Here is a 15,278-nt window from a genome sequence, read left to right as displayed (position 1 = left end):
ACATTAATCCCTTGCCCTATCTGGGCAGGGGATTTTATATTGTTATATCCCCCTGAGGAGGAAGAATTCAATGAGAATTCAATGGTCACTAATTGCGGGTCTAATCTTCGCGCTGCTAACCGCCATATTCGCAGTCATCAACGTTGATCCCGTTCAAGTCAATTTCGGTTTTGATGTGGTTAATATACCACTTATACTCGTTATTCTTGGCTGCGCGTTAATTGGCGGAATCATCGTGGGCTCTTACGGCATTTTTCGTCAATACAAACTACAAAAGCAAATTAAAAGCTTAACTGCTGAGCTTACCAAGCTTCGTGATGCCGACACTTCACTGGATTCTTTTAACACAGACAATGATGGCTTAACAGGAGGGCTTAACTAATGATTACCATTCAACCTAATGAAGACTACATACTTTCCATCCTAAAAAAATTACTCGACACCCCCAGCCCAAGCGGTTTCACCGCACAGGTAATGACACTAGTTGCTGAAGAAGCAGCTGCGCTGAACGTACCTTTAAGCTGGAATGAAAAAGGCGGCGTAATTCTTAACGTCCCTGGCTTAGATCCCTCTCGTACTATTGGCATCAGCGCTCACGTGGATACACTTGGTGCCATGGTCCGCTCGATTAAAGCTAATGGTACACTGCGTCTGACCTCTGTGGGTGGCTTCGCCATGCACAGCATTGAGAATGAATACTGCACGATCCATACCCGTAGCGGCAAAACTTATACAGGAACCATCTTAACCAGCCATCCATCTGTTCACGTATATCCAGACGCTCGTGACTTCAAACGATCAGAGGAGAACATGGAAGTACGTATTGATGAGCTGGTATCTTCTAAAGAAGACGTACTCAAGCTTGGCATTTCCGTCGGAGATTTCATCTCTTTCGATGCACGTGCAGTGATTACGCCTAGCGGCTACATTAAATCCCGTCATTTAGATGACAAAGCAAGCGTGGCTGCCCTTCTCGGATTGCTGGAAAGTATTAAACGTGAAGGCTGGAAACCTCTCCACAACCTTTCTTTCCTCATCTCTAACTACGAGGAAGTGGGACATGGTACAGCTTGGATTCCTGGTGAAATCAATGAAATGATTGCCGTCGATATGGGCGCCATGGGTGATGATCTCAGCTGTAAAGAAACCGATGTATCCATCTGTGCAAAAGACTCTTCCGGCCCTTACGATTATGTTATGACAGGTCGTTTGATTGAACTGGCAGAAGCACTCGCAATTCCTTATGCCGTTGATATTTATCCTATGTACGGCTCCGATGCTTCCGCAGCGCTCAGAGGCGGAAACAATATCCGTGCAGCATTGATTGGCCCAGGTGTACATGCCTCCCACTCCATGGAACGTACGCATAAGCAAGCTGTAGTGAACACTGCTAAGCTTCTCGCTGCTTATGTGGGGACAAACTGAGGGTAGCTCTGGCAAGCTGAACCAGCTCTGGAGGCGCAGACAGGGACTTATCGTCTCACTTCTGGTGTTATTGATAGTGGGGTTAGCGCTATCGTTGTTTCTGGTATTTAGAAATCACAAGGAAGATCCCTTTAAAGGTCTTCCTCACGCCTATAGCTTTTTGGAAACAGTGAGTACAGATAACGTTCAGCTCTATATGATGTCACTTTCACCTGAAGATATTAAGCTCAAGGCCGCGGGTGTCCCTTTACGGCAAGTTAATGCATATGGGATTAACGGTGGTTTTTTCTATCAAGATGCGCTTTTATCCATGGCTATCATGAATGATACTCCAGTCAACGGAGCCCAGAAGGGTTATGGGTCTGGCTGGTTCAATGCTAAATACGCACGTGGAACCCTTGTCTGGGATGGTGCCAACCGTAGCTTCTCCGTACAGGTTGTCTCTTCTGGAGAAGAATTGAAGATTACTGATCGCCAGCATTATTTTGCGCAAGGTGGCATTAGTATGAATCTGGGACACGAAGACTTAAGGGAAGCGGCAGTAGCTGAAGGGCATCTTCCTTACGCTGATGAGAAACGCCTGCGCTCAGGCATGGTGTATGACAACACAGGAAAGCTCTGGCTGATTGTTACCCCAACGCTCTCAACAGCGGCAGAGTTCCGCTCAGCGATCCTCCAGACAGTTCCTGCTAAGGGTCTGGAGGGCATCTTCTTGGACGGAGATGGCTCTTCCCAGATGAATGCGAAGGAAATCATTGTACCCGGCGATTCTCGGCCTGTAGTACAAATGATTGCTGTGGACGGAACGAAATAAATAAGTAGAAAAATAAAAGAGTAGAATTCTCCAATTAGTGGAGGACCCTACTCTTTTTTTGTTTATTGGTGGTTCACTTGTTCTTCAACAGACACTCCCGGAATTTCCGGTGGTCTTCACTTTCGGCTGGTGCTTACGGACCCAGATGGCGTTATTCGCAAATTATTAGCCTTTGGAGCATTGTTTCGGACCCAAGCGACGTTATTCACGCAAAAAAGGAACGTATTGGGTGCTTTTAGTGTCAATAGCGATTGTGGTGTCCGTTAACATTCCAAATGGGTTATAATGCTGCGTTTAAGGTCAGCTGTGTCCGGGTAGTGATTTGTAAGAATCACTGTGATTTAAAAGCCAGCCTCAATCCCAGACTTGCTCCAGTTTATCTGAATAATAAGAAATGGCCTTACTGTAACTTCTTATCCCTTCATCCGCAGAGGTTTCTGCCAACAGCTTAAGCAGCAGCTCCATCGCTTGACTATGCTCTCCAAGATTGTGCAAGGTCATGGCTAGGAACGCCGGAAATTCCTTATTCTCCGGGTACTCCTGAACAGCCAGCATCAGAAGACCTTTTGACTTCTCGTATTCTCCGAGTGTCCGGTAGGTGCTGCCCAGTCCCAATAGAGCGCCAACTCTCTGCTCAGAAGGTAATCCTAACGCCAAGCTTTTCTCATAAAAGGGTACTGCCGCCCGCTCCAAACCCAGCACATCATGCGTCCAGGCCAATTGATATAGAAGTTCAGCGTCCCCAGCATTCTGCTCATATAGCTCAAACAGCATCATTTTGGCTTCTTCCGCTTTACCAGCGTTGCGTAGGGCTACGGCAGCTTTAAGTTTATCTTCCACACAGAGCCCTCCCCTATTTTCATTCAAAGCCATCCAACGGGTTTAAGCCTTACCAGCGATTTTCTCCGCAAGCTCGTTCAGATAGGTCCAGCGTTCCATAAGACGCTCCAGCTCTGCTTCGGCTAGGCGTTGCTCCTCTACTAGCTCCTGCAGCCTTCCAGAGTCAGCAAAAGCCGCCTCCATCTGTACACTAATATCCGTCAAACGTTGCTCTGCAAGCTCAATTTGCTCATCAATGCCCTCATATTCACGCTGTTCCTTGAAGCTGAATTTGAGTTTTGTTTTGGGAGCCGTTGAAGCTGCAGAGTTGCTAGCAGTGTCCGCGGCCTCTTTTTGCTTTGAGCTTCCTTCTTTGTTCGGTTCTCCAATGCGTGACGGTACATTTTTGGCCAGCCATTCTTCATATTCCGTATAATCGCCAACATGAATCCGGATATCGCCATTTTCAAAAGCAATCAGCTTATCTATCGTACGGTCCAAGAAATAACGGTCATGGGATACGGTAAAGACGACACCCGGAAATTCATCCAGATAATCTTCCAAAACAGCCAATGTGCCGATATCCAAATCGTTCGTAGGTTCATCCAAAAGCAATACGTTAGGCGCTCCCATCAATACACGAAGCAGATACAAGCGTCTTTTTTCGCCCCCGGACAGCTTGGAGATCGGTGTCCACTGCATCGCAGGAGGGAATAAGAAGCGTTCCAGCATTTGACCAGCCGTAATCACACTGCCGTCTGCTGTCCGTATCACTTCTGCTTCTTCCTTCACGTATTCAATGGCACGCATACTGTCATCCATATCCTGATGCTCTTGTGTAAAGTAACCAAGCTTAACCGTAGCGCCAAGCTGAACTTCACCTTTATCGGGTTGCAGCTGACCTGCAATCATATTTAAGAGTGTTGATTTGCCGCTGCCGTTCGGGCCGACGATGCCCACTCTATCCTGGGGTACAGCGATATAGCTGAGATCTTTGATTAGCTGACGACCATCCAACGCTTTCGACAGATCATTAATTTCAATGATCTTGCGACCTAAACGTGTAGAAGCCACAGAGATATCCAATGAACCGTTCGAGCTGCTTCCCGTACTCTCTTTCAGCTTCTCGAAGCGGTCGATTCTTGCCTTCTGTTTTGTTGAACGGGCTTTGGCACCGCGACGAATCCAAGCCAGCTCTGTACGCAACAGATTCTTACGCTTCTGTTCGGCAGAGGCTTCTCGTTCTTCTCGATCGGCTTTAAGCTCTAGAAACCGTGAATAGTTAGCTTCATAACGATAAAGCTGGCCACCATCCAGCTCTAGCATGACACTAGCCACACGCTCCAGGAAGTAACGATCATGCGTCACCATCAAAAGAGCGCCGCGCCGTTTCTGCAAATATTGCTCCAACCAAGCCACGGAATCCGTATCAATATGGTTGGTAGGCTCATCAAGAATCAGCAGTTCAGAGGGGGTAATCAGTGCAGCTGCCAGAGCCACACGTTTACGTTGTCCACCAGAAAGTGTGTCCATTAACGCATCAAACTTTAAGATGCCTAGCTTGGTAAGCACGCTTTTGGCTTCACTCTCCAAATGCCATGTTCCCGCAGCGTCGATCGCCTGCCCAATCTTTACTAGTTTTCCTTCCAGTTCAGCATTACCAGGCTGCTGTTCAAGCTGGGACATAGTCTCCATATACTCACGCATGGTAGCAAGGTCTGGATCATCCCCGGCGAACACTTGCTGCAAAACTGTATTCATAGGATCATAAGGAGGATTCTGCGCCAAATATTGTACTCTTACATTATTCCCGATGGCAATTTGTCCACCATCCGGAGTATCCAGACCGGCAATAATCCGTAAAAAGGTTGATTTACCCGTTCCATTCACACCGATCAAGCCAATTTTATCCCGATCGTCCATACCAAATGAAGCGTCGCTAAAGAGTACTTTCTCGCCATAACTCTTGGAAAGATGTTCCACGGTCATAATATTCATGCTATTTCCTCGCTTGCCTTATATTTTCATAAAACCGGCCCGCATCTAACCAATGCTATTTATCCGGTCTATCATCCTATCCAAAATTCAGGTGATCATGGCCCCTCTAATAAAAAGACCAGCAGCGAAATCAGCGCGTTTATACGCGTCCTCCTCCGTAAAAGACGGATCAAATAAAATATCCATCTTCAAACGATCCAGCATCCCTATGTAGGACTGTGCCATAAGCTCAGGCTCGGATGCTCCACCTTCTAATAATACCTTGACCACATCTTGCATGTATTGCTCCATAAATTGAGTCATATACGCCACTAATTCAGGATTATTGTTAGGGGCACGGAAAAAGAGCTTCGTATGCCGCTTGCGTTCATAATAATAATTCAGGTGATGTTTAGCAATGATCGACAGTTTACCGGCCAAAGTATCACTAGCCTTCAGCCTTTCCTGTAATTGCAGGAGAAATCCCTCACAATCGCGGCGAGTCACTGCCATGAATAATTCTTCCTTGCTCTTGAAGTATAAATAAACGGTGCCCTTTGCTATCCCGGCTTGCTCCGCCACTTCCGACATCTTCGTTTCGTAAAATCCACCTGAACCGAAGAGCTCGTATGCGGCATCCAGAATAGCAGTATGTTTTTGATTGGATGTGCTACTCATCGGTCCCTCCCTAAACTGTGCCGTTCAAAGCTTAAATTCAAATGCTAAATGATCATGCTCAGCAGTAAGGCTGCCGTACCTCCTAGGATAGAGCTGATGGCATTGACTGCGTCATTGCTCATCCACTTCCAGCCTCTTGCGTGTACAGCTGGAGCCCCACAATGCTGTGAGCCTTCCACTTCGCGGCCGCATACGGTACAGCGGTTCATCTGCTGCACGGTTGCACCAAGGATAGAGTCGGCAAAGGCGCCGACTAATCCTCCGGCAAGTCCTGCTAGGGTAAGCAGCACGAAAGAGTGATCCGGCATGCCGGATATCATACGCAGCAGCCAAGCTGACGCACCGATGAGTGCGCCTCCTGCTGCTGCCGCCAGCGTACCTAAGCTGGATACACCACCCGAAGCTCCGGCAGGAAGAACTTTACCCGTAAGGACAGAACGAGGCGGTTTCTTGCTCAGTGTTCCGATCTCCGTAGCCCATGTATCCGAGGTTACTGTAGCCATTACACCAATAAATAGGAACCCCCATAGCTCATTCGGGAAGATCGCATTCAGAAAAACCAGAACCATGCCAAGTCCACCGTTAGCAAAGACCTGCCCGGCATCGCGGCGGCCCGTCTTAGCATACGTCAGCTCTAATTCTGCTTTATTATCATGATGAAGTTTGGACAGCAGGCTTGAAGTGATGAAGAAGATCAGCAATATCCCAAACCAAAAAGCATTTCCGGCACCAAAATAAATAGTGCCCATCACTACCGCGGCAATCATGCCAGAGAGACTTAAAGACTGCTTCCAATATGCCGCTCCCGCAACAATCAAAGCGCCTAAAGCGCCAATAACCCACTGCATAGATTCATCTCCAACAGATCTATTAACCGATCAGGCAAGTCCCCATCAGCTTGTCGCCCCAGTACAGCTCGAAAGCGTCGCCAGCTACAGTAGGACCCACGCCTGCCGGAGTACCTGTAAATATCACATCGTCTTTCCCTAACCCGTAGCGCTCGGCGATAAAACCAACAATTTTTTGAAGTGAAAAAATCATGTTTTTAACATTGCCGCGTTGTACTTCCACCCCATTTTTCACCACTGTAAAATCAGTTCCCTCCAGCTCTTCCTTATCTGGAAACGCTATGTAAGGGGTGAGTGGTGCGGCATTTTTAAAGCCTTTAGCTGGCGTCCACGGCAAACCTTTCTTCTGCAGATCATTATGCACATCACGCAGCGTGAAATCCAGTCCCAGTGCCATTACATCTACCAGATCCTCCACGCTCATGCCTGGTGTATAATCACGTGCAATACGCAGTACAAGTTCACCTTCATAATGAATCTGACCCGCATCCTTTGGCAGCTTAATTACTGCTTTATCGAGGGAAACAGCCGCATGTGAGGGCTTCATGAAGATGAGCGGCTCCACGGGCACATTGTTACCCAATTCCTCCGCGTGTAGCTTGTAGTTGCGTCCAACACAATATAGATTATTAACAGCAGCGCACATAAACAGTCAGCTCTCTTTCCCATCGATTTGGATTATTTATACCTTCAGAAAGGTGTCGCCCCATATATCCGGGCGGTTTGTACAGATCATTATATCAGAATGCATGTCGGCTAAGCGACGCATCTCTTTCGCTTTGTTCACAGTCCAAGCCATAATTTCCACCCCACGCTCGGACAAAAGCTTAGCCAGTCTAGGATTCAGACGCGAGAAGCTAATCGAAAGTAAAGAGCAATCCAGTTCATGCAGCCTGCGTGCAGGATTGCCAAATCTGGAATCAAAGATCAATCCGGTGCGAAAACGGGGATCAATTTCCTTGACTTTTTTTAATGCTCCAGTATCAAAAGAGGTCAAGATCACGTCGTCCCGCATACCTTTTGCAGAAATAAGATCCGTCACCGTCTTCTCAATGCCAGGATACATATCTCCCACTGTTTTCAGTTCAATATTCAGACGCAATCTTCCAGAGGCTAGTGACAGCACCTCTTCCAAAGAAGGCACCCGCTCGCCCTGAAAAACACGCCCTTTCCAGCTCCCCGCATCCAGACGCCGGATATATTCCCAGTCCATGTTCTTCACCTTGCCATGACCATTGGTCGTCCGGTCCAACGTATAATCATGAATGACAACAGGAACGCCGTCTTTGGAGAGCTGGACATCAATTTCCATCCAGTGCACAAAGGGCATGGCAATCGCCATCCGAATGGCTGCCAATGTATTCTCTGGAGCTTTACCGGAAAACCCTCGATGGGCTACACACAAATTGTTCATCATAAGGACCTCCCAGGAACCCTATTTGGTAACTTGAGTGACTTTACCGTCGCTGCCGATCTTTACCTGTCCTGCGGATAGAGCTTCTACTCTTTTTAACAAAAGCTTTCCATCCACTTCGTTCATCGGCACAGGCTGTGCTAGCTCGGCTTTCATAGGCTTCAGCTTTAAGGAGCATTGACCTTTTACACTACATTCCGCCTGAAAAACCGCAGTTTCCCAAGTGGCAGGCACTGTAGATCTCGTAAAAATAAAATTCCCGGTGCTGTAGGCAATCCATTTGCCCTTGTATGGCTCCACGCCTTGCAGCACGTGTGGATGGCCGCCAATGACAAGATCGGCTCCTGCATCGATAAAGCTATGGCCCAGCGACTGTTGCGTTTTATCATATTGTTCTACCCGTTCTTTACCCCAATGGACAACTACGACCACCAAATCGGCTTTCTTTTTGGCTGCAGCAATTGCCTTCAATCCCTCTGCACTATCGTATACGGAGGCAAGACCCGGCTTATTTTTTCCTGCCATCCAATCCGACGCAGGAATCACCCGGGTGAATCCCAGCAAAGCGATCTTAATGCCTTTACGTTCAAAATATTGCGCCGAATATGCTTCTTTACTGTTAAGCCCCGCACCCACATAAGGAATTCCTCTTTCAGCAAGGTGGTTAAGGGTATCCCGCAAGCCTTGCTCTCCTTGATCAAGCGTGTGATTATTCGCCATATTTACTGCGTCCACACCAGCTGACTTAAGCGCATCCAGAGCGAGTGGTGATCCTTTGAATACAAATTGCTTATTAGTGGCACTTACGCCACCTGTGGTCACTGGAGTTTCCAGATTCAAGATCGTAAGATCATCTTTCTTGAACAGACCCTCCAATGCGGCATACGAATAATCATAACCTTTCTTCTCCAGCAGTTCTCCAGCTTTCCCGGAAAATATAACATCTCCACCAAAATTCAAAGTTACCGTCTTACCAGACGCGTTATCATCTGACGGCAGACCAGACACTGCATCATTATTTGCTGCTTCCGAGCTGTCCTCATCCTTCGCAGGGGTCGCTGTCGCTTCAGGAGCTTGTGTTTCAATAATCTCTTCGGGCTCCTCCTGCGGTGTAGGCGTTGGCTCTGGAGTTGCTGTAGGAGAAGGGCTTGGCGTCTCTGTAGCTTCAGGCGTTGCAACTGCAACCACCGGAGGTGCTGTCTGAGGCTGATCACTACTCTCTGGTATAGGCGTAGCTGTCGCTTCTGCTACCGGAGGCGGTGAGGCGCTTTTCTTGTCAGGGTCATTCGTAAAGCTATAAGTCAATAACACGGTAATCATCAAAAGAAGACCTGCATTGATCCAAGCCCAGGCCGTTCTGCGCTTGCGTTTGCTCTTATGTTTGTTCTTTTGTCTAGAACGCGATCGCGGCGGATACATGGTTTCTGTGATCTCCTCTACTCTCAAATTGTTTTTATTATAGCATATCTATCACAGCACCCTACAAATAAGAGAGTCGATAGAAATAGAAAATTTTACTAACTAAAGAAAAACAGTGAAGCGCCTCATGCTTCGCTTCACTGTTTTATTTAGTCATCGTACTCACATTTCATTCATTAGCTGTTTAGCAACGCTTTCCGCAATAAGCTTGGACTGCTTGATGCAATCCGGCATTGCTATGCCATTAAATCCGGCGCCAATGACATACACACCAGGAAGCGAAGCCGCTAATTCTTTGCGGAATTCGGTAATATTATCAAGATGTCCTATAGGATACTGAGGCATGGAATGCTCTAAGCGGGTGATTTCCGTAAATATTGGATTCGCAGTAATGCCCATGATCTCTCGCAAATCTTTAAGCACAAGCTCCGTCAAAGCCTCATCAGGCAGCTGAACATTCTGTTCATCACCAGAACGACCCACATAACAGCGCAAAAGCACCTTATCATCAGGAGCCGTATGCGGCCATTTCGTAGATGTCCATGTGCAGGCAGTAATATTTCGCCCTTCTTTACGAGGCACAAAAAAACCTGATCCATCATATTCGTTAACAATATCCTTTTTGTTAAAAGCCATGACTAGATTCGCTACTGAAACATAATCCACCGCTTCCAGCGCCGTAACCTCCATATGGGGACGAAGTAAGTCAGCAGCCGAAAAGTTAGGCGTAGTGATATATACATCATCCGCAAGCAACCGTTCGCCATTCTCCAGCTCTACCTCATAAATAGAAGGACTCCCAACAGCCTGAATAGAAACTACGTTAGATTCCGTCCGTTGTTCTACATCATGCAGCTCATAAATCAGACTATGCACGAGACTTTGCAGCCCTTTGCGGAACGTCAAGAAGGTACTCTGTGTAGTACCTTCCTGTGCCTTTTTATTCTTTCGCCCTGTGCGCATTCCACGAATAAGGCTGCCGTACTGTTGTTCTAATTGTCCAAATTGCGGAAAAGTAGCATGCAGGCTAATTTTTTGTATATCTCCGGCGTACATGCCAGAGAGGAGTGGCTCGGTTAAGTTCTCCAGCACTTCAGACCCTAGACGGCGCTCAATAAGCTCACCAAGCGATTCGTCTTCATCATTACGCCGCGGAGGAAGAATAAAATCCATCATCGCACGTATTTTGCCCCCAAACGAAACTAACCCACTTGATAAAAAAGGTTTCAGTTCGGTAGGGATACCGAGTACAAGACCGTTTGGCAAAGGATTAAGCTTGTCCCGCTGCAAGATATATCGCTTCTTAGCAAGAGGGTTAGTGGATACCAGCTCGTGATCCAATTCCAATTCCTTAGCCAGCTCGCACATCTCCGCCTTTTCCGCCAGAAATGAATCCGGTCCCTTTTCAATCACAAAACCATCGCGATGTAAGGTTTCAATCTTTCCACCGAGGTTTTTCTCTTTCTCAAGCAAGACAATATCAGGCTTAATACCCGCTTCTTTATAAAATTTACGAATATAAAAGGCGGCGCTGAGTCCGCTCAGCCCTCCGCCTATGATAACAATTTTTCTTGTGGGGCCAATCATGATTGAGCGGCCTTCATCTGCTCCAGTCGTTTACGAATTACATCGCTCAATACAGACATATATGCGGGATCACTATTCAGTGAGTCAATCCGCATAAGACGCATATCAAGCTCTGCAGCTACGGCTGTTGCCTCAATATCGAGATCGTACAGTACCTCTAAATGATCGGATACGAATCCGATAGGGGCCACCAATACGTATTCCACCTGTTCTTTACTAAGCTGTTGCAGCGTGTCCAGAATATCTGGACCAAGCCACGGTTCAGCTGTGCGGCCAGCACTTTGCCAAGTAAACTGCCAGTTGGTTATGCCTGCTTGAGCTGCAATTGCCTGCGAAGTTTCCAGCAGCTGATCCCGATATGGATCACCCATAGCCAGAATACGTTCTGGAAGACTATGAGCGCTGAATAATACGCGAATCTCATCACGGGTCGCACCTGCTTCAATATATTGATCCAGCTTCGCCGACACTCTTTGGCTTAACACATCGATCAATTCAGGATGCATATGGTAACTCTCCACAAAACCCATGTCAATCTTGCATGCATCAGCCTTTTCCTGCGCACGCTTGATGTAGCTCCCTACACTCATACTGGAATAGTGTGGCGCCAAAACAATACCCACTGCTTGAGTAATGCCATCCTTCGCCATAGCCTCCACGCCGTCCTCAATAAAGGGACTGGCATGCTTCAAGCCTTGATAGCAGACAAATTCAACATCCGCTCCCGCTTTATCCGCATTTAATGCTGCTTGTAAAGCTTCTACTTGCCGGTCTGTATTCTCCCGCAGTGGGAATACCCCCCCGACGATTGCTTCATAACGGTCGGTTAACTCTTTAAGCTGCTCCGCTGTTGGCGGATTCCCCCGTCTAATATGCGTGTAATAAGCTTTAACATCTTCTAGGCTCTTAGGAGTGCCATACGACATGACGAGAACACCTGTTTTTACTGTCACGGATTCCGTCCCCTTTACAATTTAATAGCGTGGAACATATAAATTCTTATATTTTTACGAACGTTGCTTAGCCGTTTCTTGTAATACTTCCTGAGAATAAGTGTGAATATACTCCGTCAATTCTCTAAGTTTGTCTAATGAGGCCTCCGGGAATAATCCATGGCCCAGATTGAAGATATAACCTGGCTCAAGCACACCTTCATCGATCAGTGCTTTCGCGCGTTCTTTCAAGAGGTCCATCGGAGCTGTAAGCAAATATGGATCAAGATTTCCTTGAATCGCAAATTCATTGCCTATTCTGCGTCGGCCTTCAGTCAAGCTAACTCGCCAATCCAGCCCGATTACGTCTGCTTGAAGCTTCGTAAGACTTGGCAGCAATTCTCCAGAGCTTACGCCAGGAAAGTATATTTTAGGTACATCAAGATCAGATAATTCGGAAAAAATACGAGAAACCGTCGGCAGCACGTATGTTTCAAAATCGCGTGGAGCAAGCGCACCAACCCAACTGTCGAACAATTGGAAGGCTTTGCCTCCACTCCGCACATGACTTCGGAGGTAAGTGATAATCATATCGCCCAGCTTGTCCATCAGCATTTCCCAGACACGGGGTTCACTGTACATTAGCTCTTTCGTACGGATATATCCTTTGGAAGGTCTACCTTCGATCAAATAGCTGGCAATTGTAAACGGCGCGCCTGCAAAAGTGATCAAAGGAACGTCCAGTTCCTTATCCAGAATAGCAATCGTTTCCAAAATGTGGCTCAGATCACCCTCCACATCAATGGGTTTTAGTCTCTCCACATCAGCTGCACTACGGATCGGATTCTCAATCACTGGACCGATATCCTTAACGATATCGAATTTCACTCCGATTGAAGCAACTGGATTCATAATGTCGGAATACAAAATGGCCGCATCCACACCCAGCTTGCGAACGGGCATCATGGTTACTTCTGCCGCCAGCTCAGGCTGCTTGCAGATTTCAAGCAACGAATACTTTTCCTTAATTTTACGGTACTCGGGATCATAACGGCCGGCCTGCCGCATGTACCATACGGGAACGTGCTCCGTGTCCTGCTTTCTGCAGGCGCGGATAAAAGTGTCATTGTAGGTCATGATAAGATCTCCATTATATTTTATTAGATTTTTTTAATCGGCATATCTACTATTATGCCCTTTTTAAAAGCTTGTAACAACTAATACGAAGAGTTTGGAATGACAATCCTATGACATTACTATGACATGTGTTGCACACATGAAGCTGCAAAAAATGATATACTGATAAAATGGCATTTTTTCCGTGAATCATATATTCTCTGAAATTCTTTGAAAGGATGTGAAAGCACTATGAAGAAATGGGAGACCTGGAAGGTCAACCTCTTAGTGCTTTGGTTCGGGCAATTTTTGGTGAATGCTGGAATGACAATGATTACACCCTTCCTGACCTTGTACCTTGCGAAGGATCTTGGTGTCCAGGGTGAACATGAAATTGGAATCTGGGCGGGACTTATTTTTGCCGCAAACTTCTTAACCTCTTTCATATTCCAGCCATTATGGGGCAAGCTTGCAGACAAATATGGACGTAAAATCATGTTGCTGCGTTCCAGCTTTGGCATGGCTATTGTCATGGTATTAATGGGCTTCGCACAATCCCCTTTACAGCTGCTCCTGCTCCGTCTCTTAAACGGTACGATCTCTGGCTTCAATCCCGCCTCCATCGCACTGGTGTCAGGTACTACCCCCAAAGAACGTATGGGCTTCTCCATGGGATTGATGCAATCAGGATCTGTAGCAGGAACAATTCTAGGGCCACTGATTGGTGGCTTACTTGCCGATTTAATCGGATTTCGGCCGATTTTTTATGTCGTTGGAGCCTTGCTCTTTATCGCCTCTCTGCTGGCATTATTTCTTGTTAAAGAAAAATTCGACCGCGCCGAAGCCGCACAAGAGCCACAGGTTTCTGTACTCGCAGGCTTGAAGGAATTAATCAAAATCCCTCAGCTTCCAGCTCTATTCGGTGTAACCTTTCTGCTGCAATTTGCAATGATTAGTCCTATGGCCTTGTTGCCACTTTATGTAGAAAAATTAAATGGACCCGCTGAGAATATAGCCTTCTTGGCCGGGATGGTCAGTGCCGTTACAGGGATCTCCAATATGCTGGCTTCTCCCTTGCTTGGGAAGCTAAGTGACAAAGTCGGCGCACATCGTATTCTGACCTATGCGTTAATTGGCGCTTCACTCTTCCTAATTCCGCAGGCATTCGTAACTAGTGTCTGGCAGCTGATTATAGTCCGTTTCCTAATGGGAGTCTTCATGGGCGGACTGTTGCCCAGCGTTAATGCGCTTATCCGCTCCTATACCCCTGACGGAAAAGAAAGCCGCGCATTCGGCTTCAACAGCAGTACATTGGCGCTAGGCAATATGCTGGGAGCTATCTTGGGCGGCTTTCTATCAGGTTACATCGGAATTGAGGGGCTTTTCATTATATCCGGCTGCTTGCTGCTCGTTAATACGATTTGGGTTCGATTGAAGCTGTACAAAGTAACAACACCGCGGTTATTTCGCTAATCAGCTATTTGACCATCGCTAGTGCCAGTCCATCATAGGCAGGCAGACATGTACTGATAAGACGTTCATCCGTAGCGATCATCTCATTGAAGTGGCGCACAGCCAGGATGGCAGGACCATTTCTATCTGTATTTAAGGTCCGTCCACGGAGAAAAATATTATCACCCGCAATGATCGCTCCTGGATTGGCCAGCTTGATGGCATATTCCAAGTAGTTAGTGTAGTTCAACTTATCTGCGTCAATGAAAAAGAAATCGAACCTAGCGCCCTCTGCTTCCAGTGCCTTCAGGCTGTCCATTGCGGGTCCTATTCTATACTCCGTAGTATCCCCGAAGCCTGCCAGCTCTAAATTACGGCGGGCAAGCTCGGCATAGTCGGCTCTCAGCTCTAGCGAAGTCAGTGTGCCACTTTCAGAGAAACCGCGGGATAAGCAAATTCCGCTGTAACCGCCAAGTGCGCCAATTTCCAAAATACGCTTAGAGCGAGACAGTCTAACTAGCATGGTGAGCAGTCTTCCGTACCCCGGCTCGACAGACACCGGCGGCATGCCTGCTTGAACGATTGCTTCTTTTACTCGAAGCAGAATTTCGTCCTCTGTATAAAGTTGTTCACTGTATTCTTCTTGCGTAAGCATAAAGATTCTCCTTTGAGGATCCCCCGTTTGCTCATAGTAAGGGATGACGGGGAACATTTTATGATTTATGGAATGCCGGGCATTGTGAAGTGTCCCACATTCCCCTATACTTGTATGGATGCTTTAAAGGACGACAATGCCG

The 15,278-nt window shown here is 47.0% G+C and carries 15 protein-coding genes; 4 read left to right on the top strand and 11 right to left on the bottom strand.

The annotated features are described in order from the left end of the window. Positions 1-70: 70 nt before the first annotated feature. The 3 genes from MHB56_RS24470 to MHB56_RS24460 all read left to right on the top strand — a co-directional run bounded on the left by MHB56_RS24470 (position 71) and on the right by MHB56_RS24460 (position 2,239). On the top strand, positions 71-382 hold the full coding sequence (locus MHB56_RS24470; protein WP_042126298.1) for a LapA family protein: 312 nt from the start codon (positions 71-73) through the stop codon (positions 380-382). A 2-nt stretch (positions 383-384) separates the two neighbouring features. Further along, positions 385-1,425, top strand: a complete 1,041-nt coding sequence (locus MHB56_RS24465; protein ID WP_076184364.1) for a M42 family metallopeptidase — start codon at positions 385-387, stop codon at positions 1,423-1,425. Between the two features lie 76 nt (positions 1,426-1,501). Then, a complete protein-coding gene (locus MHB56_RS24460; RefSeq protein WP_341144104.1) occupies positions 1,502-2,239 on the top strand; it encodes a hypothetical protein in 738 nt (245 codons plus the stop codon). 354 nt (positions 2,240-2,593) lie between these two features. Here the strand turns inward: MHB56_RS24460 and MHB56_RS24455 are convergent, their stop codons facing one another. The 10 genes from MHB56_RS24455 to hemE all read right to left on the bottom strand — a co-directional run bounded on the left by MHB56_RS24455 (position 2,594) and on the right by hemE (position 13,050). Then, entirely contained in the window at positions 2,594-3,079 is a 486-nt protein-coding gene (locus tag MHB56_RS24455) for a tetratricopeptide repeat protein (RefSeq protein ID WP_248549266.1), read from the bottom strand. Positions 3,080-3,121: 42 nt separating this feature from the next. Continuing rightward, positions 3,122-5,056: an ABC-F family ATP-binding cassette domain-containing protein gene (locus tag MHB56_RS24450; RefSeq protein ID WP_076305537.1), complete on the bottom strand. Its 1,935-nt coding sequence runs from the start codon at positions 5,054-5,056 to the stop codon at positions 3,122-3,124. An 87-nt stretch (positions 5,057-5,143) separates the two neighbouring features. Next, positions 5,144-5,713, bottom strand: coding sequence for a TetR/AcrR family transcriptional regulator (locus MHB56_RS24445; RefSeq protein WP_036689257.1), 570 nt, complete (start codon positions 5,711-5,713; stop codon positions 5,144-5,146). Between the two features lie 44 nt (positions 5,714-5,757). Beyond that, positions 5,758-6,561 carry a DUF92 domain-containing protein gene (locus MHB56_RS24440; RefSeq protein WP_340393931.1) on the bottom strand — a complete coding sequence of 268 codons (804 nt, stop codon included), beginning with the start codon at positions 6,559-6,561 and terminating at the stop codon, positions 5,758-5,760. A 22-nt stretch (positions 6,562-6,583) separates the two neighbouring features. Beyond that, positions 6,584-7,207, bottom strand: coding sequence for a fumarylacetoacetate hydrolase family protein (locus MHB56_RS24435; RefSeq protein ID WP_340393929.1), 624 nt, complete (start codon positions 7,205-7,207; stop codon positions 6,584-6,586). Positions 7,208-7,243: 36 nt separating this feature from the next. After that, complete coding sequence (locus tag MHB56_RS24430) at positions 7,244-7,975, bottom strand: glycerophosphodiester phosphodiesterase (protein ID WP_076125104.1); 732 nt, start codon at positions 7,973-7,975, stop codon at positions 7,244-7,246. A 21-nt stretch (positions 7,976-7,996) separates the two neighbouring features. Next, a complete protein-coding gene (locus MHB56_RS24425) occupies positions 7,997-9,394 on the bottom strand; it encodes a CapA family protein (RefSeq protein ID WP_341144103.1) in 1,398 nt (465 codons plus the stop codon). Between the two features lie 162 nt (positions 9,395-9,556). Continuing rightward, complete coding sequence (gene hemG / locus MHB56_RS24420) at positions 9,557-10,981, bottom strand: protoporphyrinogen oxidase (RefSeq protein ID WP_076191332.1); 1,425 nt, start codon at positions 10,979-10,981, stop codon at positions 9,557-9,559. Beyond that, complete coding sequence (hemH, locus tag MHB56_RS24415; RefSeq protein ID WP_341144102.1) at positions 10,978-11,934, bottom strand: ferrochelatase; 957 nt, start codon at positions 11,932-11,934, stop codon at positions 10,978-10,980. Before hemH ends, hemG begins: the two co-directional genes overlap by 4 nt. Before the next feature lie 54 nt (positions 11,935-11,988). Beyond that, entirely contained in the window at positions 11,989-13,050 is a 1,062-nt protein-coding gene (hemE, locus tag MHB56_RS24410) for a uroporphyrinogen decarboxylase (protein ID WP_076191327.1), read from the bottom strand. 231 nt (positions 13,051-13,281) lie between these two features. Here hemE and MHB56_RS24405 point away from each other — a divergent pair, with 231 nt between their 5' ends. Further along, complete coding sequence (locus tag MHB56_RS24405) at positions 13,282-14,502, top strand: MFS transporter (protein WP_038569803.1); 1,221 nt, start codon at positions 13,282-13,284, stop codon at positions 14,500-14,502. Positions 14,503-14,506: 4 nt separating this feature from the next. Here the strand turns inward: MHB56_RS24405 and MHB56_RS24400 are convergent, their stop codons facing one another. Further along, the gene (locus MHB56_RS24400; RefSeq protein WP_076191324.1) at positions 14,507-15,136 is read right to left on the bottom strand and encodes an O-methyltransferase; all 630 of its coding nucleotides are present in this window, start codon (positions 15,134-15,136) and stop codon (positions 14,507-14,509) included. Between the last annotated feature and the right edge of the window lie 142 nt (positions 15,137-15,278).

The sequence above is a fragment of the Paenibacillus sp. FSL H8-0315 genome, from assembly GCF_038005365.1.
GTDB classification, from domain to species: Bacteria; Bacillota; Bacilli; order Paenibacillales; family Paenibacillaceae; genus Paenibacillus_AQ; species Paenibacillus_AQ odorifer.
This window is presented reverse-complemented; position numbering and strand designations above follow the sequence as displayed.

Coding starts and splice junctions, on each gene's coding strand:
- hemG (WP_076191332.1), bottom strand. CDS start 10,981: ATGATTGGCCCCACAAGAAAAATTGTTATCATAGGCGGAGGGCTGAGC.
- hemE (WP_076191327.1), bottom strand. CDS start 13,050: ATGACCTACAATGACACTTTTATCCGCGCCTGCAGAAAGCAGGACACG.
- MHB56_RS24400 (WP_076191324.1), bottom strand. CDS start 15,136: ATGCTTACGCAAGAAGAATACAGTGAACAACTTTATACAGAGGACGAA.
- MHB56_RS24405 (WP_038569803.1), top strand. CDS start 13,282: ATGAAGAAATGGGAGACCTGGAAGGTCAACCTCTTAGTGCTTTGGTTC.
- MHB56_RS24430 (WP_076125104.1), bottom strand. CDS start 7,975: ATGAACAATTTGTGTGTAGCCCATCGAGGGTTTTCCGGTAAAGCTCCA.
- MHB56_RS24445 (WP_036689257.1), bottom strand. CDS start 5,713: ATGAGTAGCACATCCAATCAAAAACATACTGCTATTCTGGATGCCGCA.
- MHB56_RS24425 (WP_341144103.1), bottom strand. CDS start 9,394: ATGTATCCGCCGCGATCGCGTTCTAGACAAAAGAACAAACATAAGAGC.
- MHB56_RS24470 (WP_042126298.1), top strand. CDS start 71: ATGAGAATTCAATGGTCACTAATTGCGGGTCTAATCTTCGCGCTGCTA.
- MHB56_RS24450 (WP_076305537.1), bottom strand. CDS start 5,056: ATGAATATTATGACCGTGGAACATCTTTCCAAGAGTTATGGCGAGAAA.
- MHB56_RS24435 (WP_340393929.1), bottom strand. CDS start 7,207: ATGTGCGCTGCTGTTAATAATCTATATTGTGTTGGACGCAACTACAAG.
- MHB56_RS24440 (WP_340393931.1), bottom strand. CDS start 6,561: ATGCAGTGGGTTATTGGCGCTTTAGGCGCTTTGATTGTTGCGGGAGCG.